General features: G+C 65.9%; 23 protein-coding genes. 10 read left to right on the top strand and 13 right to left on the bottom strand.

Annotated elements, in window-relative coordinates; translation table 11 throughout:
- Positions 1-2: 2 nt before the first annotated feature.
- Together C0J29_RS23930 and ychF are read right to left on the bottom strand one after the other, a co-directional pair.
- Entirely contained in the window at positions 3-401 is a 399-nt protein-coding gene (locus C0J29_RS23930) for a VOC family protein (RefSeq protein ID WP_120793759.1), read from the bottom strand.
- 171 nt (positions 402-572) lie between these two features.
- On the bottom strand, positions 573-1,646 hold the full coding sequence (gene ychF, locus C0J29_RS23935; protein ID WP_065048803.1) for a redox-regulated ATPase YchF: 1,074 nt from the start codon (positions 1,644-1,646) through the stop codon (positions 573-575).
- An 84-nt stretch (positions 1,647-1,730) separates the two neighbouring features.
- Here ychF and C0J29_RS23940 point away from each other — a divergent pair, with 84 nt between their 5' ends.
- A complete protein-coding gene (locus tag C0J29_RS23940) occupies positions 1,731-2,996 on the top strand; it encodes a DUF6542 domain-containing protein (protein ID WP_120793760.1) in 1,266 nt (421 codons plus the stop codon).
- 5 nt (positions 2,997-3,001) lie between these two features.
- On the opposite strand, the gene C0J29_RS23945 is transcribed toward C0J29_RS23940, so the two are convergent.
- A complete protein-coding gene (locus tag C0J29_RS23945; protein ID WP_120794941.1) occupies positions 3,002-4,015 on the bottom strand; it encodes a 4-hydroxy-3-methylbut-2-enyl diphosphate reductase in 1,014 nt (337 codons plus the stop codon).
- An 89-nt stretch (positions 4,016-4,104) separates the two neighbouring features.
- Between C0J29_RS23945 and C0J29_RS23950 the strand changes: the two genes are divergently transcribed.
- Genes C0J29_RS23950 through C0J29_RS23965 form a run of 4 tightly spaced genes read left to right on the top strand, consistent with a single transcriptional unit; the run spans position 4,105 to position 7,343 of the window.
- Positions 4,105-4,722, top strand: a complete 618-nt coding sequence (locus tag C0J29_RS23950) for a lipid droplet-associated protein (protein ID WP_065162904.1) — start codon at positions 4,105-4,107, stop codon at positions 4,720-4,722.
- The gene (xseA, locus tag C0J29_RS23955) at positions 4,719-5,960 is read left to right on the top strand and encodes an exodeoxyribonuclease VII large subunit (protein ID WP_120793761.1); all 1,242 of its coding nucleotides are present in this window, start codon (positions 4,719-4,721) and stop codon (positions 5,958-5,960) included. The genes C0J29_RS23950 and xseA overlap by 4 nt, the downstream gene beginning before the upstream one ends.
- The gene (locus C0J29_RS23960) at positions 5,950-6,195 is read left to right on the top strand and encodes an exodeoxyribonuclease VII small subunit (protein ID WP_065048811.1); all 246 of its coding nucleotides are present in this window, start codon (positions 5,950-5,952) and stop codon (positions 6,193-6,195) included. Before xseA ends, C0J29_RS23960 begins: the two co-directional genes overlap by 11 nt.
- A gap of 53 nt (positions 6,196-6,248) precedes the next feature.
- Positions 6,249-7,343 carry a 3-beta-hydroxysteroid dehydrogenase gene (locus C0J29_RS23965; protein WP_065048877.1) on the top strand — a complete coding sequence of 365 codons (1,095 nt, stop codon included), beginning with the start codon at positions 6,249-6,251 and terminating at the stop codon, positions 7,341-7,343.
- 7 nt (positions 7,344-7,350) lie between these two features.
- Here C0J29_RS23965 and C0J29_RS23970 read toward each other — a convergent pair whose 3' ends face one another.
- Both C0J29_RS23970 and C0J29_RS23975 read right to left on the bottom strand, forming a co-directional pair.
- Positions 7,351-8,892, bottom strand: a complete 1,542-nt coding sequence (locus C0J29_RS23970) for a carboxylesterase/lipase family protein (RefSeq protein ID WP_120793762.1) — start codon at positions 8,890-8,892, stop codon at positions 7,351-7,353.
- Positions 8,893-8,956: 64 nt separating this feature from the next.
- Complete coding sequence (locus C0J29_RS23975; RefSeq protein WP_120793763.1) at positions 8,957-9,568, bottom strand: TetR/AcrR family transcriptional regulator; 612 nt, start codon at positions 9,566-9,568, stop codon at positions 8,957-8,959.
- A 127-nt stretch (positions 9,569-9,695) separates the two neighbouring features.
- Here C0J29_RS23975 and C0J29_RS23980 point away from each other — a divergent pair, with 127 nt between their 5' ends.
- From C0J29_RS23980 to C0J29_RS24000, 5 genes are all read left to right on the top strand, one after another.
- Positions 9,696-11,072 carry an aromatic ring-hydroxylating oxygenase subunit alpha gene (locus C0J29_RS23980; RefSeq protein ID WP_120794942.1) on the top strand — a complete coding sequence of 459 codons (1,377 nt, stop codon included), beginning with the start codon at positions 9,696-9,698 and terminating at the stop codon, positions 11,070-11,072.
- Positions 11,069-11,593 (top strand): hypothetical protein, encoded by a 525-nt coding sequence (locus C0J29_RS23985; RefSeq protein ID WP_065048817.1) that lies wholly within the window; start codon positions 11,069-11,071, stop codon positions 11,591-11,593. The genes C0J29_RS23980 and C0J29_RS23985 overlap by 4 nt, the downstream gene beginning before the upstream one ends.
- On the top strand, positions 11,590-12,063 hold the full coding sequence (locus C0J29_RS23990; protein WP_120793764.1) for a hypothetical protein: 474 nt from the start codon (positions 11,590-11,592) through the stop codon (positions 12,061-12,063). The genes C0J29_RS23985 and C0J29_RS23990 overlap by 4 nt, the downstream gene beginning before the upstream one ends.
- Positions 12,064-12,125: 62 nt before the next feature.
- Positions 12,126-13,289 carry an AI-2E family transporter gene (locus C0J29_RS23995; protein ID WP_120793765.1) on the top strand — a complete coding sequence of 388 codons (1,164 nt, stop codon included), beginning with the start codon at positions 12,126-12,128 and terminating at the stop codon, positions 13,287-13,289.
- A gap of 238 nt (positions 13,290-13,527) precedes the next feature.
- Positions 13,528-14,883, top strand: a complete 1,356-nt coding sequence (locus C0J29_RS24000) for a cytochrome P450 (protein ID WP_120793766.1) — start codon at positions 13,528-13,530, stop codon at positions 14,881-14,883.
- Here the strand turns inward: C0J29_RS24000 and C0J29_RS24005 are convergent.
- Genes C0J29_RS24005 through C0J29_RS24040 form a run of 8 tightly spaced genes read right to left on the bottom strand, consistent with a single transcriptional unit; the run spans position 14,880 to position 26,354 of the window.
- The gene (locus C0J29_RS24005; protein WP_120793767.1) at positions 14,880-16,163 is read right to left on the bottom strand and encodes a glycosyltransferase; all 1,284 of its coding nucleotides are present in this window, start codon (positions 16,161-16,163) and stop codon (positions 14,880-14,882) included. The genes C0J29_RS24000 and C0J29_RS24005 overlap by 4 nt on opposite strands.
- 28 nt (positions 16,164-16,191) lie before the next feature.
- Positions 16,192-17,100, bottom strand: a complete 909-nt coding sequence (locus tag C0J29_RS24010) for a UbiA family prenyltransferase (RefSeq protein WP_120793768.1) — start codon at positions 17,098-17,100, stop codon at positions 16,192-16,194.
- Complete coding sequence (locus tag C0J29_RS24015; protein WP_120793769.1) at positions 17,097-18,050, bottom strand: AfsA-related hotdog domain-containing protein; 954 nt, start codon at positions 18,048-18,050, stop codon at positions 17,097-17,099. The genes C0J29_RS24010 and C0J29_RS24015 overlap by 4 nt, the downstream gene beginning before the upstream one ends.
- 14 nt (positions 18,051-18,064) lie before the next feature.
- On the bottom strand, positions 18,065-18,925 hold the full coding sequence (locus C0J29_RS24020) for a nucleoside-diphosphate kinase (protein WP_162951542.1): 861 nt from the start codon (positions 18,923-18,925) through the stop codon (positions 18,065-18,067).
- Positions 18,922-20,004, bottom strand: coding sequence for an SDR family oxidoreductase (locus C0J29_RS24025; RefSeq protein ID WP_120793771.1), 1,083 nt, complete (start codon positions 20,002-20,004; stop codon positions 18,922-18,924). The genes C0J29_RS24020 and C0J29_RS24025 overlap by 4 nt, the downstream gene beginning before the upstream one ends.
- Positions 20,004-20,246, bottom strand: a complete 243-nt coding sequence (locus C0J29_RS24030; RefSeq protein WP_065048834.1) for an acyl carrier protein — start codon at positions 20,244-20,246, stop codon at positions 20,004-20,006. Before C0J29_RS24030 ends, C0J29_RS24025 begins: the two co-directional genes overlap by 1 nt.
- The gene (locus tag C0J29_RS24035; RefSeq protein WP_120793772.1) at positions 20,243-23,626 is read right to left on the bottom strand and encodes an AMP-binding protein; all 3,384 of its coding nucleotides are present in this window, start codon (positions 23,624-23,626) and stop codon (positions 20,243-20,245) included. Before C0J29_RS24035 ends, C0J29_RS24030 begins: the two co-directional genes overlap by 4 nt.
- The gene (locus tag C0J29_RS24040) at positions 23,619-26,354 is read right to left on the bottom strand and encodes a phosphoenolpyruvate synthase (RefSeq protein WP_120793773.1); all 2,736 of its coding nucleotides are present in this window, start codon (positions 26,352-26,354) and stop codon (positions 23,619-23,621) included. The genes C0J29_RS24035 and C0J29_RS24040 overlap by 8 nt, the downstream gene beginning before the upstream one ends.
- Between the last annotated feature and the right edge of the window lie 407 nt (positions 26,355-26,761).

Raw genomic sequence — 26,761 nt, forward strand, 5'->3', positions numbered from 1 at the left:
GGTCAGACGTTGAATTTGGCCCGAGCTTCCTCCGTGACGGGAGTGAACAGGTTGACCAGGTTTCCGTCCGGATCCCGGAACAACAGCGCGCGATTTCCCCACGGCATCGTTGTCGGCTCGGTGACCACTTCGGAGATGTGTTCGCGCAGTCGGTCCCACTCGGCGTCCACGTCATCGACGATGAATTCGATTATCGCCGAACGGTTTGCCGCCGGCTCGGCAGATCCATCCCCGAACAGGGGTACGGTTTTGTCGCTTCCGATGGCGAGCGTGCCGACGGCGGTGGGAATCTCCGCGAACAGTTCGTTACCCCAGTTGGCGGTTGCACCCGTGACCATCTCGTAGAACCAGACCAGTTGTTTCACGTCGGCAGTGATGAAGCGGATCGAAACGAATTTCATCGGGAAGCTGCTCCTCGCGGTGTCTGCCGGACAGCCCGGCGGATGGGCTGGACGAACCTCACGATAGGCACGCACCCCGACAAGTCCCCGCCGATCCTGTCGAGATTGCGTCCACGGTCGTAGTTTGCGCTGGAACGCAGCCCTCAAAGCAATCTCGACGATGGGCCGGCCCTAGACGTTGAACCGGAACTCGACCACGTCCCCGTCGGCCATCACGTAATCCTTGCCCTCCATCCGGACCTTGCCCGCCGCCTTGGCCGCCGCCATCGAACCGGCGGCGACCAGATCGTCGAACGACACGATCTCGGCCTTGATGAACCCCTTCTCGAAGTCGGTGTGGATGACACCCGCCGCTTTGGGCGCGGTGTCGCCCTGGTGAATCGTCCACGCCCGCGCCTCTTTCGGGCCCGCAGTGAGATAGGTCTGCAGCTTCAGGGTGTGAAAACCTGCGCGCGCCAACGCATCCAGGCCCCGCTCGGTCTGGCCGATGGACTCCAGGAGTTCCGCCGCGGACTCGTCGTCGAGCTCGATCAGCTCGGATTCGATTGCGGCATCGAGGAACACGGCATCGGCCGGGGCGACAAGCTCGCGTAACTCGGCGATCCGTGCGGCGTCGGTCAGCACCGACTCGTCGGCGTTGAACACGTACAGGAACGGTTTTGTGGTCAGCAGGTTCAGTTCGCGCAGCAAAGATGTGTCCACCCGTGCAGCAAACAGCGTCTTGCCGCTGTCGAGAATCTGCTGCGCAGCCACGGCGGCCTCGTGCACCGGCTTGCGCTCCTTGTTGGTGCGGGCCTCCTTCTCCAGCCTGGGCAGGGCGCGCTCCAGAGTCTGCAGGTCCGCGAGGATCAGCTCGGTCTCCACGATCTCGATGTCGGAGCGGGGGTCGACCTTTCCGGAGACATGCGTCACATCGTCGTCGGCGAAAACCCGCACCACCTGACAGATCGCGTCGCATTCGCGGATGTGGGCCAGGAACTTGTTGCCCAGTCCGGCGCCTTCCGAAGCCCCTTTGACCAGCCCGGCGATGTCGGTGAAGGTCACCGGCGCCGGCACGACGCGGGCTGATCCGAACAGCTCTGCCAGCTTGTCCAGGCGCGGATCCGGCAGCGAGACGACACCCTCGTTGGGTTCGATCGTCGCGAACGGATAGTTGGCCGCCAACACGTTGTTGCGGGTCAGCGCATTGAACAGGGTCGACTTGCCGACGTTGGGCAGACCCACGATTCCCAGGCTTAGGCTCACGGGAAACCAAGTTTAGGGGGCACGCCAGCGATCACTGCCCAGCGATATACGGGCCTTTGGCCGGACAGCCGGTACGGTCATTATGTGTCAGCGCAGCGGGAGAGAGCGGCGGTGGAGCCCAGTCACCGCTCCATCGTGCCTTCCATCCCAGGTGTGCCGTGGTGGGCGGCGGTGCTCATCGCCGTCGGAGCGACGGCCCTGGGGTATGCGTTCGACGCCGGTCACAAGGAGCTGACCCACACCTTCGCGAGCCTGTACATCGCCGGTTGTGTGGCAGCCGTCCTGGCGGTACGGCAGGCGGCGGTGTTCACCGCGGTCATCCAGCCACCGCTGATCCTGTTCTGCACCGTGCCCGGCGCCTACTGGCTGTTCCACGGCGGCAAGGTCGACAAGTTCAAGGACCTGTTGATCAACTGCGGTTATCCGCTTATCGAGCGGTTCCCGCTGATGCTGGGCACCGCGGGTGTCATCCTGCTGATCGGCCTGATCCGGTGGTACCTCGGCAAGAACAGCCGAACGGACGCGGCCGACGGGGACACGGCAACCGACGAAGCCCCGGCTGACCGACCGCCCCTGTTCAGCGGCTTTGTGGCGAAGCTGAGCTCTCTGTTGGCCGGCGACTCCTACGACGACGCCGATGCGGATGCGGCCAACGCGGCGCCCCCGGCCCATTCGAAAGGGCGGGCCGCCCGCAGCGGCCGGACCACCCGGAGCACCAGCCGGACGGCGCAGCGGACGGAACGGTCCCGCTCGCGGCACGCGCGCCCCGACGACTCCTACGACCCCGGCGCCGAGCGTCCCCGCCGCACCACCCGCAGAAGTACGGCGCCGTCCGCCGACACCCCCGAGTACGACCGGACCGACCTGCCGCCGCGGCCGCGCCGCCGGCGTCCGGAGGGCGACTCGGACCTGGGCGCCCACCCGCCCCGGGAGCTGCGCCGCGAACCGCACCCACGCCGCAGCGCATATGAGCGGCCACGCTCAACCGAACGGCCCACTGAGCGGTCCTACGAGCGCCCTGAGCCGCGCAGCAGCCGGTTCAACCCGTATGACTCCTACGAGCGCCCCGCGCCCTCCGAGCGGAGTGAACGCCGCAGCCGCCATGAGCGGCGCCCGAGCAGCTACGAGCCCTACCCGCCCTACGAGCCGCCGTACGAACCCCGCAGCAGGCGCACCAACGGGTCGAACGGCGCCAACCCGACCCACCACCCGATTTCACAGGTGCGTTACCGCGGTGAGGCGCCCCGCGAACCGCGCGAACCGAGGGATGACCGCCGCGACGAACCGCGTTCGGATCGGCGGAGCCGGTCCCGCGCACCGCGCAGGCCGCAGACCGAATCCTGGGAGTAGGTCGCTCAGCCCCGCGACCGGGCCGGCCGGATCTCTCGCGGCAGGGCGAACACCAGCGTCTCGTTGGCCGTCGTCACCGGTTGCACCATGTCGTAGCCGTACTCGGCCAACCGCTCCAGCACACCGCTCACCAGCACCTCGGGAACCGACGCCCCGGACGTCACGCCGACCGTGGTGACGCCGTCCAGCCAGGCCGGGTCGATGTCGTCCGCCCAGTCCACCAGATGCGCCGCCCGCGACCCCGCATTCAGTGCCACCTCGACCAGCCGCACCGAATTCGACGAATTGCGGGAGCCCACGACGATCACCAATTCACACTCGGGGGCCATCGCCTTGACCGCGACCTGGCGGTTCTGGGTGGCGTAGCAGATGTCGTCGCTGGGCGGATCCTGCATCTTCGGGAAACGCTGGCGCAGCCGCTCGACGATCTCCATGGTCTCGTCCACCGACAGCGTGGTCTGGGACAGCCAGATGACTTTGTCCTCGTCACGGATGGTGACGCGGTCGACGGCTTCGACGCCGTCGACCAGCTGCACGTGGTCGGGGGCTTCCCCGGCCGTGCCGACGACCTCTTCGTGGCCCTCGTGCCCGATCAGCAGGATGTCGTAATCGGCGCGGGCGAAGCGCTTGGCCTCGTTGTGCACCTTGGTGACCAGCGGGCAGGTGGCGTCGATGGTCTGCAGGTTGCGTTCGGCAGCGGCCTCGTAGACCGTCGGCGCGACGCCGTGTGCGGAGAACACGACGATGGCGCCCTCCGGTACCTGGTCGGTCTCCTCTACGAAGACCGCGCCCGCCCGGGCCAGCGTGTCCACCACGTGCCGGTTGTGCACGATCTCGTGCCGCACGTAGACAGGAGCGCCGTGCTTTTCCAGCGCACGCTCAACCGTCTCGACGGCCCGGTCCACCCCGGCGCAGTAACCGCGCGGCTCCGCCAGCAGCACCCGCTTGCGGTCCGGCGCGCCCTCGGAGGCCACCGTGCTCACCGCACCGGGAATCCCCATGTCAATAGTCGGCGCCATGTCCTTCAGGGTACGTTCCACGGACACGGATCCGCCATTTCGTCGCGACCAGCTTGGAGTTCGCCGCCGCGTGAGGCAGGCTGGGACGCATGGCTACTGCACCGTACGGGGTTCGGCTGATCGTCGGCGCGGCGACAGTCGCCGTCGAGGAGACGATGCGGCTCCCGCGAACCATCCTGATGTACCCGATGACGCTGGCCAGTCAGGCGGCACACCTGGTGATGCGCTTCCAGCAAAACCTCGCCGAGCTGGTCATCAAGGGTGACACCACGCTGGAGAACATCTTCCCGCCCAAGGACGAGCAACCCGAGTGGGCGACGTTCGACGAGGATCTGGAGGTCTTGGACGGCGGGGCCGGCGGGGCCGGTGGGTTCTCCACCATCCCGGTGGACGGTCTGGATGAACGCCGCGCCGAGGGACGGTTCGCCTTGTACTCGGTGTCGGACACCGCGGAGAGCGTCGACTCGCCCACCCAGCCGGTCGCGGCCAGGAAGCCCAAGTCCGCCGCCGCGGCCAACGTCCCGGCACCCACCGTGGCCACCGAACTCGACTACCCGCAGCTCACCCTGGCCCAGTTGCGGGCCCGGCTGCAGTCGCTGGATGTCGCCGAGCTGGAAGCGTTGCTGGCCTACGAGCAGGCCACCAAGGCCCGCGCCCCGTTCCAGACGCTGCTCGCCAACAGGATCACCCGCGCGACCGCCAAGTGACTCCGGCCGCGCAGACGAATTCGGCCGAGAATCCGTTCCCGGTTCGCGCGGTCGCCATCCGGGTGGCGGGCTGGATCGACAAGCTGGGCACCGTCTGGGTTGAGGGTCAACTGGCCCAGATCAACATGCGGCCGAACTCCGGCACGGTGTTCATGGTGTTGCGCGACCCGGCCGCGGACATGTCGCTCACCGTCACCTGCTCACGCGATCTGGTGCTGAGCGCGCCGGTGCGTCTGACCGAGGGCACCCAGGTGGTCGTCTGCGGCAAGCCGTCGTTCTATACCGGCCGCGGCACATTCTCGTTGCGGCTCAGCGAAATTCGTGCCGTCGGTGTGGGTGAGCTGCTGGCCCGCATCGAGCGGTTGCGCCGGCTGCTGGACGCCGAAGGATTGTTCGACCCGCGACTGAAGCGTCCAATTCCGTTTCTGCCCAACATGATCGGCTTGATCACCAGCCGGGCCAGCCATGCCGAGCGCGATGTCACAACCGTCGCCGAAGCACGTTGGCCCGCAGTGCGATTCGAGATCCGCCATGCCGCCGTCCAGGGGGTCAACGCCGTCGCGCAGGTCGTCGAGGCGCTGCGCGAGCTGGACGGGCACCCGGAGGTCGACGTCATCGTGATCGCCCGCGGTGGCGGCAGCGTCGAAGACCTGCTGCCGTTCTCCGACGAGACATTGTGCCGGGCGATCTCGGCCTGCCGCACGCCGGTGATCAGCGCCGTGGGCCACGAACCCGACAATCCGCTCTGCGATCTGGTCGCCGACCTGCGCGCCGCCACCCCGACCGACGCGGCCAAGAAGGTGGTTCCGGACACCTCGGCCGAACAACGCCTGATCGCCGATCTGCGCCGGCGCAACGCTCAGGCGCTGCGGAACTGGGTTTCTCGCGAAGAGCGCTCGCTGGCCCAGTTGCGTAGCCGTCCGGTGCTGGCCGACCCACTGCGGATGGTGACCAGCCGCAGCGACGACGTGCACCGCGCCCGGGCAGCGCTGCGGCGCGACATCAACCGGATGCTCGCGGTGGAGACGGAGCGGGTCGGTCACCTCAGCGCGCGGTTGTCCACGCTGGGCCCGGCCGCCACCCTGGCCCGCGGCTATGCCGTGGTCCAGGTCCTCTCAGAAGATGACGGGCAGATCCTGCGCTCCGTCGACGACGCGCCGGCCGGCACCAGGTTGCGGGTGCGGGTCGCCGACGGCGCCATCGCCGCGACGAGTGAAGGGCGGACCGATGGTTCCTGACGAACAACACGAGGCGTCATCGGTTACGCCTATTAGTCAGCTTGGCTATGAAAATTGCCGAGATGAGCTAATCGAAGTCGTGCGCCTTCTGGAGCAGGGCGGACTCGATCTCGACGCGTCGCTGAAGTTGTGGGAAAGGGGCGAGCAACTAGCCAAACGGTGCGAGGAGCACTTAGCTGGTGCCCGTCAACGCGTCACCGAAGCCCTGGCCTCCGGCGAAGCCCCGGAAAGCTGACCGCAGCAAAACTCATCCGCGAACTTGGTTCCGAACTGGAACACGTTTCAGTTATTCTCTCCGGCATGGGTGATCCATCACTGACAACCGAACTCGGCAGCGTCCTGGTCACCGGGGGCTCCGGCTTCGTCGGCGCCAACCTGGTGAAGACCTTGCTGGAGCGTGGCCACCGGGTCCGGTCCTTCGACCGCGCCCCGTCGCCGCTGCCACAGCACCCGAAACTGGAAGTGCTACAAGGCGACATCACCGACAAGGCGGTCTGCGAGGCGGCCGTCGACGGCATCGACACGATCATCCACACCGCGGCCATCATCGACCTGATGGGCGGCGCGTCGGTGACCGAGGAATACCGGCAGCGCAGCTTCTCGGTCAACCTCGGCGGCACCCAGAACCTGGTGGAAGCCGGCCAGAAAGCCGGCGTCAAGCGGTTCGTCTACACCGCCTCCAACAGCGTGGTGATGGAGGGTCAGAACATCGCCAACGGTGACGAGACGATGCCCTACACCAAGCGGTTCAACGATCTCTACACCGAGACCAAGGTGGCCGCTGAGCAATACGTCCTGTCCCAGAACGGTGTCGACGGGATGCTCACCTGCTCCATCCGTCCCAGCGGCATCTGGGGCACCGGCGACCAGACGATGTTCCGCAAGCTGTTCGAGAGTGTGATCAAGGGCCACACCAAGGTGCTGGTGGGCCCGAAGTCGGTGAAGCTGGATAACTCCTACGTGCACAACCTGATTCACGGCTTCATCCTGGCCGGCGAACACCTGGTGCCGGGCGGCAGCGCGCCCGGGCAGGCGTACTTCATCAACGACGGCGAACCGATCAACATGTTCGAGTTCGCCCGGCCGGTGGTGGAGGCGTGCGGCGAGAAGTGGCCGACAATAAGGATTCCCGCGCCTCCGGTGCGTCTGGCGATGACGGCATGGCAACGACTGCACTTCCAATTCGGTGCTCCCGCACCGCTTCTCGAGCCGCTGGCAATCGAGCGCGTGGCCATCAACAACTACTTCTCGATCGAGAAGGCGCGCCGCGACCTGGGGTACGAGCCGCTGTTCACCACCGAGCAGGCGCTCAAGGAGTGTCTCCCGTACTACGTCGACCTGTTCCACAAGATGAAAACAGAGGCGAAGGCCGCCAAGAAGTAGGGGCGGCTCAGCGGAAGCTCACTATCTGCGCGCCCCATGCTTCCCGGATGCGGGCATCGACGTCGTGCCTGACCGTATCGACACTGTCGATGACCAGGCACGACCGGCCGGTCTCGTCGTAACGCGGCCACGCCAGTTCACCGGCCGGGCCGGTCGGTTCACCCTCGGTGGCGAATTTGATCCACCGGGTCTGCATCCGCCTGGACACCGCAGTGGCGGTCTTGGCCCCGCCCAGCTTGAGCGTCACGTCCGCCGGTCCGCCGAGATTGCCCCAGACGTAAGGCAATTCGGTGGCATGCGCGGCCCGGACCAGCAACAGCTTGAATAATGGCGTCGCATAGTCGAACCGGTACAGGTAGACCGGCGCGACTGAGCTGTGACCCTGGGCCAGCCACATGGTCGGCAACCGGAATCCGATATCGGTGGCCATGCTGACCACGCGGGACTTGTGCCGACCGGGGTAGGCCGACCCGATCTCGTCCACGGGCGGCAACTGCAGGTCGGGCTGTTCGGCAGCGATCTGGTCGAACATCGACGTGATGGCGCGTGGCGTGATCGGCATCAGCGGCGAGCGCATCAACTTGAACAGCGCCGCTTCGTTCTTGTTGGTCCCGATGATCAACGGGACGGGCAACAACCGACCTTCCTGCGCCAGCCTGATCGGGTAGTCGGGCAGCAAGTCACCGTCGACGATCGGAACGAATGCCAGCGTGCCTGGATTGCGCACGGGCACTTCGTTGAACACTTCGTGCGTGGCTGCGACGAGAGCCTCGTTCGACACCTCGGTCAGCGTCCGCACCTCGGAAGCGCCGATACCCAACTTCTCCAACAAAGTCAGGGCAACCCGGCGACCCCTGTCCCGGTCGTATATCGAGGAGGCCGGCGAACTCTGGGCGATCGCCCGGACGAACAGGCCCTCGGCCGCCGGGCAGGCGAGCAGACTGATGACCAGCCCAGCGCCGGCGGATTCGCCGAAGATGGTGACATTGGCCGGGTCGCCGCCGAAAGCCGCGATGTTGTCGCGCACCCAGGCCAGCGCCGCCAACACATCACGCAACCCGATGTTCGAGTCGAAGGTGCGCTGCCCGGTGCTGAACGACGACAGGTCCAGAAATCCCAGCGCTCCGAGCCGGTAGTTGAACGTCACCACGATGACGTCACCCGCACCGGCCAGCGCGCGACCGTCGTAGAGCGGTTGACTTCCCGAGCCCAGCACGTAGGCGCCGCCGTGCAGCCACACCATGACGGCTTTTCCGCCACCGGGATGGGCATCGGCCGGCGCCCAGACGTTCAGCCGCAGGCAGTCCTCGCCGAGCGGCGCGCCCAGGTCCAGCGGCATTCTGGGAACCACGGGCTGTGGGCAGGCCGGACCGTACTCGGTGGCGTCGAAGACCTCGGTCCACCGCTGCGGCGGTTCGGGCGCCCGGAAACGCAGGTCGCCCAGCGGCGGCGCCGCGTACCGGATGCCTTTCCAGAATTTGACGCGCCCGTCGTCCCCGCCCTGGACCGGGCCGTATCCGGTCTCGACTGCCTCGGTCAAGGTCGCCATCGCGTTCAAACTCCTATTTCCGTGCCCCGCCCCGGATGATCACGGCACAAGCATCCAAACCACTTTAATCGGGTTCTGCGGTGGCGCCGCGAATGCTGGAAACGACCAGCTCGAGGTACGGGTGATAAAGGTCTTCCCCGTCGAGATGACTGCCGAGGGTGATGCCATCGTTGACCGCCAGAATCACCCGGGCCAGCGTCTCGGCAGGCATGGTGAGCGTCGCGCCGAGGCGTACCACGTTCTTGCTGATGAAATCACCCAGCCATACCACCGTCTCGCGGCGCTGCTCGGCCAGGCGTTCCCGCGCCTCCGGATTGCGCAGCAGGTAGAGGGTGAATTCGTATCCCAGCGCAGCACGGTCGGTGCCCTGGCTCATCTCCCGCCACCGATCGGCGAGCTCGTCCAGGTTGATGTCGCTGAGGCGGTGAAAAGATCCGATGACTTCGGTGAATCCGTCCAGGAACCGCTGACGCTGGCGGTCGATCACGGCCAGGAACAACTCTTCCTTCGCGCCGAAGTGGGAGTAAATCGCTCCCCGGGTGTAGCCCGCGACGTCGGCAATGTCATCCAACGCCGACCCGAGCAGGCCCTTACGCGCGAAGACGTCCTCAGCAGCGTCCAGCAACAGGTTCCGGGTGTGCTCCAGACGTCGCTCCCGGGTCCACCGCTGCGGCACGAATCCAATCCTTTCACACCGTTCGCATACATCAACGTCTTGAATATACAGGCTTGTATAAAATATCCGCAGATGTATTCTAGGTCCGAGGTCTCCGGCCCCACCAGACGTGAAGGAGCGTGCGGCGTTGACACAGGCACTTCGTCCGGGACAGTGGGTCGACCCCGAATCGGGGCTTGGCCTCGGACTGTCCGATCTCGGCAGCGACACATTCAACATGTCGATTTCCACCGACCGATACACCTCGGCCGCATTCGCGGCGGCCGAGCGAGAGCACATCTGGATGCGGGTCTGGCAGATCGCGGGCCGGGTCGACGAGCTGCCGAAGGTCGGTGACTGGAAGCAGTACCGGATCCTCGACCAGTCGTTCATCATCGTGCACGGCAAGGACGGCAAGCTGCGTGGATTTGTCAACGCCTGCCGGCATCGCGGCAACATGCTGTGCACCGGCCAAACCGGAAATGCCAAGCGCGGCTTGCTCTGTCAGTACCATCTGTGGTCCTACGACCTGGACGGGCGACTGCGGGGCATGCTGCGTGAAAGCCTGGCCGGCCCGATCGACAAGAACGAGAACTCGCTACTGCAGGTGCCGGTCGACACCTTCGCCGGTTTCGTCTTCATCAACCCCGACCCGGACGCGCGACCGCTGCACGAGTTTCTGGGACCGGAGGTGATCGAGCTGCTCGCTCCCTACCGCCTCGATGAGATGGTCGCGGTGATGGATGTCCGGGAACCGTTGGACTGCAACTGGAAGGTCGTCATGGACGCCTTCGAGGAGGGCTACCACATCAATGGCATTCACCCACAGCTGTTGAGCGTGCTGACGATCGACCCGGCTACCACGCGCTACCGGTTCTTCGAAAACCACTGTGTCGCAGTGGCTCCGTTCGAAGTGCGCGGCGCCAGTCCGGACAAGCAGGTCGACGGCATCATGGACCTCCCGGAGACGTTCCCGTCGACGGCGGCGGTCATCCCCCGGTTCCAGGAACTCGTGTCCGGGTACCGCGGGGCAGACGGATCGGTTGACTTCCCGGCCGGTGTGACTGCGCGAAAGTTGTTGCAGCAGGCCACCCGTGACACGTTGACGGCCATGGGTCTGGACGTCAGCGGCCTGACCGATGATCAGATGAGTGACAACCAGGGCTGGGTGCTGTTCCCGAACTATTTCATGACGGTCCGGGCCGGTGAATGCCACGTCATCATGGCCGTGCCGCACCCTGACGGCGACCCGAACCGGTGCCTGTGGCATGTCAGCAGCTACATGTTTCTGCCGCCCGAACACCGCGACGCGTTCTCGGTCGAGCTGACCGATATCACCGAACCGGGCAGTTACAAGTACTTCGAAGCGCTGCAACAGGATTACGAGCAGATGCCGCGTCAGCAGCTTGGGCTGCGCAACAGCCGGCTCCGGCACCTGTCCCTGGTCAACGAGGAAATCGTCATCGGCCACTACCACTCGGTCATCGACCGGCACCTGGCCGGCAAAACGGAGGCACCACAATGAATCTCGAGGAGCGCATCGCCCACCACTGCCGGATGGCCGAGGCCTACCGCGATGCGTACCTGCGTCAGGGGGTGCAGGAAGGCGAAGCGTTCGCGCAGGCGTGGACCTTCGCCGACGACGGCGTCTACGTCTCGCCATATTTCACCGGCGATCAGGTGTTCAGGTTCAGCGAGTTCCCCGAAGACACCGCACGGGCCTCGACGCTGGAGGCCAAGGTCTACTCGCTGAGCTTTCCCGACTGGAAGCCCAGCGACTTCAAGTTCTGGCCGGCCGCCAACGGTCTGGTCATGAAGACCCGGTGGGAGGGACACACCACCGAAGGCGTCCAGATGGGCTTCTACTCCTACAGTTTCATCGAAACCAACGACGCGGGTGAGTTGACCCGCTGGGAGACCCACGTCAACGACGAATACAACGCATTCCTTGATATCGCCATCGGCGTGCACGGCCCGTTCCAGGGCACCAGCGAGTATGTCGAGTTGCTGGAACTCCGACTGGCGAAGGCCGGGGTCCCCGGGTGAACCGACCGGCCGAACAGCAGGTCGCTGAGGTCATCGACGGCTATACCGGCCAGGCCCGCACGGTGCTCGAATACTGCCTGACCGTCGACCGCCTTGTGCAGGAAGCCAAGAGCCCCGGCTTCGGCGTCGAGAGTTGGGGCCCGCTGGCCGAGCTCGTGGCGGTGGACGAATTCGAACGGGTCGGCGCGTTCAAGGAAGTGATGGACTGGCCGGCGTATCTGGAATTCCTGACCGGCTGGGCGTCGTCGTCGACGTGGCGGTGTTGCTTCAAGCGCCTCACCGAAACCCCGGACCGGGTCTTCCTGGAACTCGAAGAGCACAGTGCGATAGGCGATTTCACCAGCGTGGTCAACTCGTTCTCGGTCTATGAGTTCGACGGCGCCGGCAGGATCTCCCACATCGATCTCTACCTGCAGATGCAGTTGCCCGACCCGGAGCTGCTGAAAAGCTTTGAGGGAGTTGAGCCCTGATTTTGCTCCCCTCCCGCTAAGGTGTCTTCAACACTGATGCGGAGGGCGGTCTCGGTCCAGGCATGAACACCGAATTCACGCTTACCCAGAGACGCGCTCTGGCGATTTTCACCCTCCTCGCCCTGGCATTCGGGGCGTACTTCCTGCGCAACTATTTCGTTCTCATCGTGGTGGCCGCCGTCGGCGCTTACCTGTTCACCCCGCTGTTCAACTGGTTCAACAAGCGCCTGGGCACCGGTCTGTCGGCCACCGCCACTTTGTTGTCAGCGCTGGTCATCGTGATCGTGCCGGTGGGGCTGCTGGTCGCGCTGGCGATCGTGCAGATCGCCCGCATGATCGACTCGGTTTCGGGGTGGGTCCGCTCCACCGACCTGAGCAGTCTCGGCGACAAGACCTTGAAACTGGTCAACGAGTTCCTGTCCCGGGTGCCGTTCGTGCATATCAATGTCACCGCGGAGATGCTGCGCAAGGCGATGGTCTCCGCGGCGCAGGGCGTCGGACACTGGCTGCTGGGAGTCCTGCAGAACACGGCGGGCAGCCTGGCCGGCATGATCACGTCGGCCATCATCTTCCTGTACGTGTTCATCGCGCTGCTGGTGCACCGCGACAAATTGCGCACGCTGATCGGGCAACTGAACCCGCTCGGCGACGAGGTGACCGATCTGTACCTGCAGAAGATGGGCTCGATGGTGCGCGGCACCGTCAACGGCCAGTTCGTCATCGCCTTCTGCCAGGGTGTCGCCGGCGCGGCGTCGATCTACATCGCGGGTTTTCACCACGGCTTCTTCATCTTTGCGATCGTGTTGACCGCGTTGTCGATCATCCCGTTGGGCGGCGGCATCATCACCATCCCGTTCGGGATCGGCATGATGCTGTTCGGCAATATCGGCGGCGGCTTGTTCGTGGTGCTGTTTCACCTGGTGGTGGTGACCAACATCGACAACTTCCTGCGGCCCATCCTGGTGCCGCGGGATGCCCGGCTCAACTCTGCCCTGATGCTGCTGTCGGTGTTCGCGGGAATTTCGATGTTCGGCCCGTGGGGCATCATTATCGGACCGGTGCTGATGATCATCATCGTCACCACGATCGACGTCTACCTCGCGGTCTACAAGGGTGTCGAGCTCAAGCCCGTCCCCGACAAAGGCAACGAGAAAGACACCAAGAAAGACACCGAGAAGCCCGTTCGCAGCAAGTGGTCGTGGCGCGCTAAGTCAGCCGCTCCCTGAGGATTTCGGCCGCACCCGCGCGCCGCGCAGCAGTCGTCGAGCACGTTGCGATCTTGGGCAGCTCCGAACTTGACACTTTCGGCCAATCCTGGGCACAACGATATTAGAATGCGCCAGTGAGCCAATCCGGCCTGACGGGACGGGCGCTTCCCCGGTCCGAGTCGACAGGGGCGTTCGTGGGCGAGACGAGCGCGATGGCGATCCGACCAGCACACCCGGCAGCGATGGTGCAGGACGGATGAAAGTGCCGCATTCGGAGTCCGAAATCCCCACGGCGCCAAAACGATTGCCGCTGCTAGGGCACGCTCATCTGGTTGCCGGCGACCCGCGTAAGTTCCTGATGGCACTGCCCGAGTTGGGTCCCATTGTTCGTGTCTACCTGGGTCCGCGGCCCGCATACGTGCTGACCACTCCGGACCTCATCCGGCAGGTGGCTCTCGGTCATGCCGGGGCCTTTCACCGTGAAGAATTGCGAGAAGCCATCAGCGACCTGGTTACCGGGTCGACCAACGTGCTCAGCGGCGCCGAGCACGACCTGCGCCGGCGAATGATCGCGCCGGTGTTCCGGCAGGGCCGCCTGACCGAGTATGCGGGGACCGTCGCCACGCTGGCCGACGACTGGTCGATGTCCCTGCCCGGCGGCCGGTCTGCGGACTTGCGGCCGCAGGTGCACGACCTGGTCATGCGCACCATGTTCGCGACGCTGTTCCAAGCCGATTCCGAAGCCGACGAGGTCACCTTCATCCGCGAGCGGATCCCCTGGCTGCTCGGCGAGGTCATCATCCGCGGCGCTCTGCCCAAGCCGATCCGCCGCCTGCGGGTGTTCACCAACCGCCGATATGTTCGCCAGGCCAACGAGGTTCGGGCTGCGATGACTTCGTTGATCGAGCGGCACCGGCGCGACGACGATCGTGGTGACATGCTTTCGGAGCTTCTGCGCCACGTCGACCAGGAGACCGGGGCCACACTTTCCGACAACGACCTCGTCGATGAACTACTACTGGCGCTCGCGGCCGGCATCGGCTCGCAGTCGTCGATCTTCTCGTGGTTGATCTACGAAACGGCACGCAATCCCGAAATCGCTTCCCGGGTCTACGCAGAACTGGATTCGGTGATCGGGCCCGGGCCGGTCACGGCGTCGCACGTGGGCTCGTTGCCGTACCTGCGCAACGTTCTGCTCGAGACGCTGCGCCTCTGGGCGCCGTGGGTCACACTGCTCACGTCCGACGGCCCCGTCCGCATCGGTGACACGACCTTCCCGGACAACACCAACATCCTGTTCAGCGCCCTGATGGTGCACCACCAAGAGCGCTACTTTCCGGACGCCTCGACATTCGACCCGGACAGGTGGGCGGGCGACGGGGGTGACCGTCAGGCGATGATGCCCTTCGGCTTGGGGCAACGCCATTGTCCAGGAAGACAATTCGCGTCCCTCTCGATCACGTTACAGGCCGCGGCGTTGTTCTCACGATGGCGGGTGACGTTCCCCGAGAACTTCAGAGTGAAGGTGCAGGGCAGGGACTTCGTGCTGTCGCCCGCCTCGTTGCCGGTGGTGCTGACGACTCGACGGCCCGGCGACGGGTCGGAGTCCTAGCCGGCGGCGGTCTTCTCGACTATGTCACAGACGCGCGGCACACCGTCACCCGTCGCGCGCAACGTAGCGCCGAGAGCCGCAGCGCGAGAACGGGTGTCGGTTTCCAGCAGGGTATCGATCCCGCGACTGAGCGTCTCGGCACGAAGTTTCGTGAAGGGCACGTGGGCGCCGACACCGAGCCGCTCGACCTGATGCCCCCAGAGCGGCTGGTCGAAGGAGACGGAGCAGACCAGGGTCGGCAGGTCGGCGCGGAGGCTCTCGAACAGGGTGCCGATACCGCCGTGGTGTACCGCCGCCTTGCAGTGCGGGAAGATCAAATCGTGTGCCAGGGCGTCGACGATCTTGACGGCCGGGCCGGTGCGCAGCCTGTCTCTGTCGACATCGGCGCCACCGACGCTGATCAGCGCACGCTGGCCGGTACGGTCGCAGATCTGCTCGATGAGGCCGATCACCGAGTGAAAGTCCTGTATGGGCATGCTGCCGAAACCGAAGAAGATGGGTGGAACCCCGTCGTCCGCCCACCGCAGCACCTCGGTGTGCTGATCGGCCAGCTCTCCGATCGCCTCGCGCACCGAACGCGGCAGCCAGAGGAAACCGACGAACGGGCGGCCCGATCCCCACTCCTGCGCCAGTCCGGGGACCAGCGCTGAATCGTACATCTGCAGCTCAGGGACATTCCGTTGCGCGAGATGCGATTCGGTACTCGCCTTGGACGGCGGCAGATTCAGCTTCGCGCGCAGGTCGTTCAGGTACTTGCGGAAGACCAGCGTGCGCAACCGCTCCCCCACGGCCCAGGAGGCCCGGTAGGCGGCCCCCGGCAGCGGCCACCGATGTGGCAGCGAACCCGGTGGCGCGTAAAAGCTGTTCTTGCGACACGGGTAGGTATGCAGCGTGACCATGGGGATGTCGCGAGCTTCGGCCAGCACCACCGACCGGTCCTCGCTGAACGTCGTGCAGACGATCATCTCGGCACCACTCGAGATGTCGATGAGCTCGTCGTCCATTCGGTCGGCGTAGTCCGCCATCTGTTTGGCCACCATGGACACCAGCTTGAAAGCGTTGCCGGTCGCCAGCGCCCGTTGTCCCTGCGGCGACGAATAGAGCGCGTGTACGTCAGGACCGAACTGGCGGGCCGTCAAGCCGGCCCGCTCCACGAAATCGACGAAGTTGGGCGGTGCGCCGACCACGACCGTGTGGCCGCGTCGTTCCAGCTCGAGGCCCAGCGCCACGCCCGGCTGAACATCGCCCCGGCTACCGACGAGAGGGATGAGAATATGCACGATGCACCTTTCTGGTGGTGTACGAGACCTAGTGATGTACGAGACCTTGGCCGACGATCGCCAGGCAGAAGACGACGACGAAAACCGTTGGCCAGCTTTGGGGATGCTTATCCGCTTTGCCCCGGAAGAAGATCAATGCGGAGACGCAGGGCAGGATGCCGGCGGCCAGCGGCGCCCAGGCCAGCGGCCACCAGTGCTCCGCCCACCGCCACGGCGTGGTGACCGCCAACTCCAGGAGCACCGCGAGCATGCCCAACGCCCAGGCGATCGTCGCACTGGCCGACTCGCCGATCAGCTGCGAGTAGGAGTGCGGGTCCCCCGCGTCGGCCCGCGAGGTCTTCCTGGCGAATTCCAGATGCAGGAAGGCGCTGGTGAACACCGCGGGCACGGCGAGCAGGCGGACACACGAGGCGCCACCGACACCGGGCTGGCCGACCATCACGAACCCGGTGGCCAGGAACTGCGCCGGGCAGACCATCGCGAGGTTGACGATCGGGTTGTCCCGCACCCACGCCACGTGCAATTCCGTCCACCACAGCGCCAGGCCGTAGCAGAGTGCGACGGCCAGCACGCCGGCCGACGGAAGCGAAACCGCCAGGCCCAGAAGCAAAGCCGTTGCGGCTGTGAGCACCATCGCCACCCGCAACTCGGCCGGGGTAATCCGGCCCTGGACCAAAGGACGGGTGGGATTGTGCACCCGGTCGTACTCGAGATCCTTCTGGTCGTCGACCATTCGCAGGAAGGCGCCGCCGGAGATCATCGCCAGGACCCGCAACAAAGTGTCCCAGCTCGGGCGCCACGGGCCGGCGGAGTCAGTCACCACGGACGTCATGCTCTCGACCGCGACGACCCACAAAGTCAGGTAGATCGGATAGATCGGGAGGTACCGCTCGACCAGAAACTGCCGGATTCCGCCGGTCCGCTCGAAGACCGTCATGCCGAAGGCGGCGAACCGTCATTGCCGTCGCCGGTGGTGAACGACAGCTCGACCGAAGCCCTCGTCTGACCGGACTGGGTCACCTCGGCCCGGAACGCCAGAGCGTCCTCAGCGACCGGTGCCACGGTGACCGTGGTGGGGGCGTTCAACTCGGTGAAAGATTGGAAGTCACAACGCAACCGGGCCGGGCCCATGGTATTCGCGCTGCGCGATCCCATGAGCGCCAGTGACAGTTGCCGACACGCCTCGATGATCAAACCGCCGGGCAGATGGTCGAGGGGGTGGTCGAAGATCGTGGGATGGCTGACATCCACCACGATGGGGGCGCTCGCCGCGCCGCCGGCAAGCGGGACCGGTGCGCCGATCACCACGTTCTCCGGACGGGTACGCCCGACGATCTGCGGATCGGCCGGGGACGGCTGCGGACCCGCGTCCCAGCTCGCGCCGGCACGGGCCCGAATGGCCTTCCACAAGGCGTTCGACATCCAGCCGAATGCTCCCGACAGTTCGAGAACCTTCTTTCCCTCGTGAATCGCCACCCCCATCGCTTCCACCCCCTGCACGGGGCGGCCGGGACGCCGCCTGAACTCGCTGCGCACGGTGATGTCGAGCTCGAGATCCAGCACATGCGGCCCGCACTTCAGCGCGGCCGGATCGAGGAAAGACAGCTCGTAGTAGCTCACGGTGTGGCGCACGTCCAGAGGCAGGCCGTAGGAGACGTGACTCGCCGCAATGCTCGCCTGCCGGAATGCCTCGAGCACGAGTAGCGGGTCGTGATAGCCGCGCTGCAGGCCCAGCGTGTCGGTGTGAAAGCTGTGTCGGCGGGGCAGCTGCGCGTGACACAACCACGTCGAGGGAGTCGTGGCAACCGAGGTGAGAAGCACTTCCGCCACGGAGGATTTGTGCACCAGTTCGCGGGCCACGGTCTGAGAGTAATTGGCGCCGTTCATTTTTCACTTCTTCCCTAATGCCGGATCATGGGGAGGTAGGCCGATTCGAGCACGATGCGGTACCACGGGTCGACCGGGACGTCGTGTCTCTCGGCCCGGTCGATGGCCGCCAGCCACTCCGGCCCGGTCTTGGGCCGCTCCGTCGCGGCCACTACCTCGTTCGAGCGCAGTTGCTCCCAGACCATGTCGTGCGCGACCTGCACGTCGCCACTGCGGCGCTCAACGCCGGATTCGATCTCGCCGGCCAGTTGCAGGGCCTCGGCCGAGACGTCGGGGGTGGCAGCGCACGCGGTGATGACGGCGCTGAGTTCGGGTTCGGGGAAGTAGATGCTGAGCTCACGCAGGACACCGTCCGGATCGTCGGGCGTATGAACCTGGTTAAGCAGGTACGTTCCGGAATCCAGCGCGTACCTCAGCTGACCGGGAACCCGTTGGGTCGGGTTGGCGGGTCCCTTGTCTCCGGTCAGACGTGCCGACACCGCAACGTTGTCGTCGGGATGGCCGACCAGTAGCACGACCGAGGGGCACATTCTGCCGAGCTGGTCGGCCAGTCGCCGCCGCTCGGGACTCGCACGGTGCCAGTCGAAGTACCACAGGGCACGTGCATGCAGGTGGGTGGTGACCACCGCGTGCGCTCCGACGATCCGATACCCGTGCTCGGTCAGCCAGGTCACCGACCGGCTCATTCCCCCGGTGACGGCCGCGTCGGGTTTGAGCAGCAGTAGCCCTGTGCGCCAGCCGAATTCATCGGGATCGAGGGACAGGCGCTCCAGCGCGTCGCGCGTCTCCAGAAAATAGGTGTCGGACTCGAACCTACTCGGACTCCGTCGGGGCGCCCGGGGCGGCGTCAGCATGTCAGCCTCGGCGTCGATCATGCGTGACTCCTCTCTCGTCGTAATTCCGCCAGCACGTCGGCAACCGATGGCCCCGGTCTGCCCAGATATCCTGTGCGCAAGCATGAGTCGAGGATCCGGCGGACGTAGCCGGCACCTGTCGGGGGTGGGATGATGCCGAGCCGGTCTCGGGTGTTCGAGCTGTCGAACTGCAGCCGGCGCACGAGGTAGCTGGCGTACAGGCTCCCGATCTTCTCGAAGTAGCCGCGCTCGATCTCGTCGAGCTGGTCCACGCTGAACGTGCTCGGCGGCACGAAGTCGGCGATCTGAAATGACGGATACTCGGCGAGGACGTCTGAAAGCGTGGACAACGACACGCATTTCGCGCCGACCGCATGAAAGGTGCGTCCGGCATTGTCGGGGAGCCGCTCGGCGGCGGTCGCGATGGTGTTGGCAACGTGCCCGACGGGCGACAGCGCCAAGGTGGCCACATAGTTTCCCGGCAGCGTTCGCAGCTTGCCTTCGACGATCAGTTTGAGCACCTGGTAGATGTGCTTGTGTTCCCGACTGTGACCGGTGCGGTGGTCTCCGGAGACGATGCCGGGCCGCACCACCGCCCACGGCGTCCCGGATGCCCGCACCAGCTGTTCGGCCCGGTGCTTGCTGCGCTCGTAGTCGTTCCCGAACCGTTGCCCGACGTAGAGTTGGTCCTCGCCGAACGTTCCGTTGAACTCGCCACAGACGTATGCGGTTCCTACGTAGAGAAATTCGGTGCCCCAGCGCCGTGCCAGCGCGAGCGCGTTCGCGGTACCCGCCACGTTCAGGTCGGTGTACCGCTGCTCGGGCAGGCCGAAGTCCGTTACCGCGGCACAGTGCACGATCGTCGACACCTGCGCGGCGAGTTCCCGCAGGGTGGTCTCGTCGAGCCCGAAGTCGGCCCGCCGGACGTCGCCGCGCAGCACCTGTGCGGGCCGGACCGGACGGCCGTTGTTGCCGACGATGTCGAACTTGTTGTGCACCATGGCCACAACGGGGTGGCTTCGCTCGACCAGCCGGGCGACGACTTCCGAGCCGACGTGCCCGGCGGCCCCGGTGACGAGAAATGCCCGGCGCGCGTTCATCAGTGATCCTGTTGTCTTCGAACGAGATCGACCAGGTCGCCCACCGTGCGCAGGCCGGCCAGCGTCTCCTGATCCAGCGGCGGCAGGGCGAAGGCTTGTTCGACGGCGATGCACAGCTCGAGCAGCCGCAGCGATGTGTAGCCGAGATCGTCCATCAAGGCGCCGTTCAAAGCCGGCTCGGCTATCGGGGCAGGAGCCAGGGCGGTCACCAGGGCCAGCACGTCGTCTTCGATTGCAGTCATGGCGAACCCGCCGATTCGGTCGCCGGCCGCCCTGCTTTGGCCGCCGGTTGAGCACCGCCGCTGGACAGCAGGTCTCTCGCTTCGTCCAGTTCCAGGTAGGCATCCAGGTATCCGGCCATCCGCAGCCACTGGTAGCCGTACCTGAGGGTCTCCTGCCACTGTTGCCGCGAGGCGAACGACGACGGGAACATCTCGCCGCCAGTCGCGGACTGAACCTCGGACACGAAACGGTCGATTTCGGCCTTCGCATCCTGGGCTTCGTCCCAGTCGTGGACGGACAGACGCATGAGCCGGCGAGCCGTCGCCGCCAGCCGGGGATGTTCCGGCACCAGCGTGTCGAGGTTTTCGATGAGCACGGGGTCACCGGGCAACGGTGTGACGCCCCACGCGGTGGCCAGCATCCGGACGCCCATGCCGACGATCCGGCGTCCGCACAGCGAGACCACGGGCCACTGCCCGTCCTTGACCGCGCCGTCGAAGTCTTCCCGCGCGTTCTCCAGCACCATGTTGGCCAACACCAACGCGGCCGCACACTCCGCGAATGCCTTTGCTCTGAGCGGAGATCGAGCGATATCCCCATCGGGGGTGGCGCCGTTGATCGTGATCACCGGACGACCGGTGGAGGGCGCCGGGGTCAGCGGCCGGCTCGGGTCGCACATCGCGGCCACCGGCCTGATGGTCCCAGCGCCACGCCAGCCCAGTGCTATCAGCCCGTAGCGGGCGAACAAGGCGAGGTGCGCTCTGGCGGCACGGGTATCGGCGAGCGTCTCCCCGAACACCACCTGCCGCCATGATTCGGCGCACTCGCCGGAAAGCACGAACACATCTGTCTTGCCGCGGACGACATGTGTCGTGGACTTGATCGGCCAGGTGGTGACCCCGGGGACACGCCGCAGGATCACCTTCGCCGGATCCAGGGTGGCGGTGAATGCTCCCAGTTCGGCCGAAAGCGCCAGTGCGCGAACGACGTAATCCCGGGCTGCAGTCGCCGCGGTTCGCCCGTACTCGAGGCTCAGGTACTCGTCGAGCCGGGACACCACGTCACGGTCACCACAGGAGCGCAGCCGGGCCACCTGCAGGGGAAGCCATTTGACCTCCACGTAGGTTTCGCCGCGTTCGGCGAGGAACCCCTTCACCGCCTGCGTCAAGCCTTCGGCGGCCCAGTGCGCTGCCTCGTCGTCGTGGTCGAGCAGGGCGAGAGCGGCGGCCTGGCGCAGACACTGCCCGGCCCGGCGACGCCACCAGATCGCCATCAGCTCAGTCAGTTCCGGGTAGGACACCACGTCTCGGAGTTCTCCGTACCGCGGCCCGACGTGCAGCACGGTACCCCGGAGAAATCGCTGGACCCGGTTGAGCACGTCCTCGGTGACCCCGCTCATCGATCCGGTGTCGGCAGCGCGCCGCACCCGCTGCAGCCGTTTGCGCACCTGGTCGTGCGACTGGACGCGGACTTCGACCCGGTGTCCGTCCAGGAAGAGGACTGTGGGCATGACCGCTTCGGTCCCGGCGCCGGGCACCAACAGGAGCAGGTCGATGTCGGAGCCGTCGTTGCCGAAGCCCTCGGCCAGCGACCCCTCGAAATGCACCGTTGCGTCGTCAGGGATCACCGCCACGTCGCGGGCCCGCTCCAATAGCGAACGCACCTTCTCGAGGAGGGCCGGATCACGGTCCGGACCGGACATGGACAGGAGTTCGGCGCCGACGAGGTTCCCCGCTCGCCACTGCTGCCACATGTGTGCCCGGCGGGGCTTGCCGCTCGACGTTCGCGACAGGCTGCCGGGCGGAACCCCGATGAACCACATCAGTGGGTCCTCTCCGCACTGCGCCTGCACGGCAGTACGGGCGACGGCGATTTCGCCCGGCGTGGGCCCACGTTGACGCTGCTCGACGAACAGTGCGACCCCTGCCCGGCCGCCCTCGTTGACCGCGGCGGCAATCAGCCGGCTCGGTGCCAGGCCCAACGCGGCGGCTGCGGTGACGTCGAGGTCTTCGGCGAAGATGGTGCGGCCGTTGACTTTCAGGCTGGTTCCCATCCGGCCGAGCACGAACAGCCGACCGTCCAGGACGAACCCCGCGTCGCCCGTGTGCAGTTCACCGTCGATGCATTGTGTTGCGCTGTCCGGACTTCCGCGATATCCGGTGAACACCGACTGCCCGGACAGCACGATCTCCCCGAGCACCCCCGCTGCCACGTCCCCGCCCTGCTCGTCGGCGATCCGGACGTCGTGGCCCGCGATCGGTTCGCCGACCGATACCACCCAATCGGCACCGCATTCGGCTGCCGTGCAGTTGGAGGCGCTGGCCAGGACACGCACCGGTTGCCCCTGGCGCAGGGCGCACTTGTCGATTCGGACCATCCGGTGCGGTTCGGCCCTGCGGTGCGCGGTAGCCAGCAAGGCGTGTTCGGCGAGACCGTAGGACGGCACGAATGCAGTAGGCGAGAATCCCTGAGCGGCGGTCAATTCGGTGAAGGCTCTGAGGTGATCCGGGTTGACCGGTTCGGCGCCCACCACCACCGTGCGCACCCGCGAAAGATCTATGCCCTCGATGTCCTTCGGCGTGAGTCGACGGCTGGCATAGGCGAGCCCGAACGAGGGCGAGGCCGTGTGTCGCGCTTCGGCCGCCGCCCGCAGCCAGCGAGCCGGGTCCCGGACGAACTGGTCGGGCCGCATCAGGTACAACACACGTTGCCGGGTGACGGCCTGAAAGATTGCCCCGATCAATCCCATGTCGTGATACACCGGCAGCCACGAGGCGAAGGCGAGATCCGGCGTCGCTTCGAATGCCGCGTCGATGGCGGCCAGGTTCGTCGTCAGGTTGCGCCAGCTGATGCGCGCTCCACGGGGCAGGTGCGTGGAACCCGAAGTCATCTGCAGCAGCACGGTTGTCGCGGGAGGGGCCAGCTCGATCAGTGCCGGTGCTGCCGGCACCTCGTCGAGGACCAGCGCGGTCGGTGCGTGCGACATCTCGGCGGAAGCCCGCACCACCGTGTCGACGAACGGCGACGAGGTGACCACCACATCGGCCTGCGAGCTCTCGAGGACTCCGCGCAGCCGCCGTCGGTACTGTTCGTCACTGCCGAAAAGCGGTGGCGCGATGGGGGTCAACGTTGCTCCCGCAGCCAGCACCGCGAACATCGTCGCCAGGCACAGATGAGACGTCGGCATCAGCACGCCCACGGTGTGCCCCGAGCGGACCCCCCGCTCGACGAGCAGATGTGCCACGCGCCGAACGTGTTGTGCCATCGTCGTATACGGAAGGAAGTCCCAGCTGCCTCCTCGATCCCCCTCGTCGGACGCCAGGTACACACCGGTGTCTTCGCTGGGTGAGTTCAGCCAGCCACGGATGCACTCGACATCGATCTCGTCCGGGTCACGCATCGGATCTCGCTTGGTCCGGCTCGTCTTCCAGCAGGGTGATGCGACCGCGGGCACCGTCCACGCTGACGGTCATGCCGGTGCGGATCGCGCTGGTCAAACCGTCGATCTGCACGACGGTCGGCACTCCCAGCTCGCGGGCGATGACCGCGACATGGGTGAGTGGCGATGCGCGTTCGATTAGCAGCGCGGATGCAAAGGGAAGTGCCGCCACCCACCCCGGATCGGTGCGATAGGCCACCAGGATGCCGCCGGAGAAGTCTTCCGGCTTCTCCACGACAACCGCGCGTCCGGTCACCAGCCCGGGACTCGACGGCGTTCCCTTGAGCTGCGTCCCGGCAGGCGCCTGAGTCACTTCGTCGGACAGGCTCCATCCGGCTATCCGCAGCGCCTCCGGGGAAAAGTCGACTCCGCTCGTGGTGAATCGGCCCGGCGCCTTGAACCTGCGGTACTCCCCCGCCAGGGCTTTGCGACGAGAGATTCTCTCCCGCAACACCGTTGGGACTATCGAGTCCTGATACACCGCGAACAACTCGTCGAGCCGAAGCAGGAAGACGTCGCCGGCCTCGACGACGATGCCGCGCTGTTCGAGGTCGCGACCCATCACGGCGACAAGGGATTTCAGGAATCCGAAGCCTCGCGTTCGGCAGAATCGCAGATGCTCGCGATGCACGCCCGCTCGCTGGATCTTGGCGCGCAGCGCATCGAAGAGCTTCCGGCGCGGGCCGTGCAGGTGGGCGTCGAGGTAAGCCTGCGCGGATTCGCCGGCATCGCGTGTCTCCTGATTGGAAGCCATCCGCAGCATGTGGAAGATGCCGGACGGGTCCTGCCGCAGGTCGGGCGCCTCGAGTTTGAGTTCGTCGAGGCAGCGGTAGCCGAATCTGTCGATGTACGCGTCGATCTCGCTGCGCAGCTGTTGCCAGTGCGAGTCCCCGGCATCATCGGCGTGCTCGACGAGCAACGAGTAGGCCTTCTTCGGCTCCGCGGCTTCGATGAATTGCCACAGGTCCGCGTGATCGCGCGCGAACGCGGCGATGTCTGCGAGTGCACGCGCCGGTTCGATGGACACCAAGTCGGTCCCGGGGTTGAGGATGGCGAAGCCGAACCACTCCGGCGCCCTGGGCAGGAAAATTTTCATGAGGGCGGCGAAGGCACCCACCAGCGTCAAGAGGATGGCGTCGAGAACCATTGTCGGACCCCAGATGTCTGCCACCTCGTCATGAATCTGCCGGAACAGCCGGTAGGCCTGCGGACCGTCGAGCTTGGACACATCCGTCAGTCCGTGACGGTCGACGAACCGCTCGAATGAGTTGTCGAATCCCGCAATCAGCGCCTCGACCGACCAGAGACGTCGGGCATAGGTGGTGGTGGTACGTGCTCGAGACAACCATTTGGCGAGCGGATTGGGAAATACGAAGGGCCGCAGGGTTTTCGCGATCTTGCGGTCGAGCGGCTCGCTGACGCCGAGGGCGACTTCCAGCACGCGACGGTTCAGCGGATACCCGGGCGCGATCCCCACCATGCGGTACCAGTGCAACAGGTTGTAGTACACGTGACCGTTGAACTGGCCCAGCATGACCGGTAGCCAGGACTCCATCTGCGCCACCTGCGCCCGCGGCACCCGCAGACTTCGCGCGTAGGCCCGGTAGACGTCGCCGTACAGCGTGCGGGCGGTGGTGAAGGTCAGCGGCGAGGTGACACCCGCGAAACTCTCGATGATGTTCGAGTTGTCCCACAGCCGAAGCTCACCCGGCGGCACGTCTTCACCGAGATGTTCTGCGGCCAAGGTACTTTGGTCGATCGGTGTGGTGATCGGGCGGGATTGCAGAAGCCACGTGTTCGACTCGTCGGCAGCCCATTCGATGTCCTGGGGGGTACCGAAGTGGTGTTCCACTCGGGACGCCAGGTCGACGAGCGATGCCCGCAACTCTGGGCCGATGCTGCGATGCCGTTGTCGATCGACCGTGACACCCACCGTTCGGACACCCCCGTCGAGCGCGGTGACGACCATCTCCTGCTTGGCGGCGACCTTTTCGTCGACCGTTTCGCCAGTGCGTTTATCGATCACGACGAAGTCCGAGTCGACGGCGCCTGAGACCAGACCCTCGCCCAGGCCCCAGACGCCGTTGATGACGATGCGGTCCGGTGAACCGGTCACCGGGTCGGCGGTGAACACGACGCCGCTGCTGCGGGGCTGTACCAGGCGCTGCAGGATGACGGCGAGTGCGACGTCGTCCAAGTCGGCGGGGTCCAGACCGCGCATGTGGCGATAGCGCACAGCCCGCTCCGAGAAGGCCGATGCCCAGCATTGACGGACCGCGTCTTCGACCGCGGCGGGCCCGCTCACATTCAAGATGGTGTCGAACAGCCCAGCGAACGAATGGGCAGCGCCGTCCTCCCCCCGACCGGAGGACCGCACGGCAACGGTTGGGGTGCCCAGGTAGTCCAGCGCTGCGCCTATCGCGTCCGAAACTGCTGCCGGGACGGGCGACTCCCGCAGCAACAACGCCGCGTCCGCCGCCTCCCGCAGCCGTTCCGACAGCGACACCGGGCCGCCGCTCAACCGGACGCCGGCCGCCGCGGCGGCGGCGTCGAAGGCTTCGGTGCCCAGAACCGCCCAGCGCGGTACCGGGAATCCGGCGGCGGTGAGTCTGTGGAGGTTGTGGGCCTTGCCGCCCAGGGCAGCGGCGGTCCCGTCGCCGAGGGCTTCATCGGTGCGGAGAAACGGCATTCGCGAGCCGCGTAGCGAATCCGGGTTCATCTGTCCGCATTCGTGAACGACATGGGACCCCTCTGCGGAATGAGAAATGACCGACTGCATTCCAGTCTCTGGTCCGTCCGCGGAGCGGGATTGAGTAGTGCGGTACTGCATCTCGGCAACATGCCGGGCAGGTCCGAACGGCGAAGGCGGCGGCTGCATATCGGGGCAGGCGTTCCCCCCGCGTTCGGATCGAGTACGACCTTCACCGGCGTACCTCCCTGTCACGCCTTTCTCGGGGCTTATTCGACCACTCGACCGAACCCTGCGAAAGGGGCAGAAGTACCCATCATCGGGGAACTTCGTCATTGTCGAGGCGTTTCTGTCGCTCTTACTTTTGTAGCTCAACTAGGAATGTTCCGTAGCCTGCCAGACACGTC

It is taken from the genome of Mycobacterium paragordonae, from assembly GCF_003614435.1.
In the GTDB taxonomy this organism is placed as follows: Bacteria; Actinomycetota; Actinomycetes; order Mycobacteriales; family Mycobacteriaceae; genus Mycobacterium; species Mycobacterium paragordonae.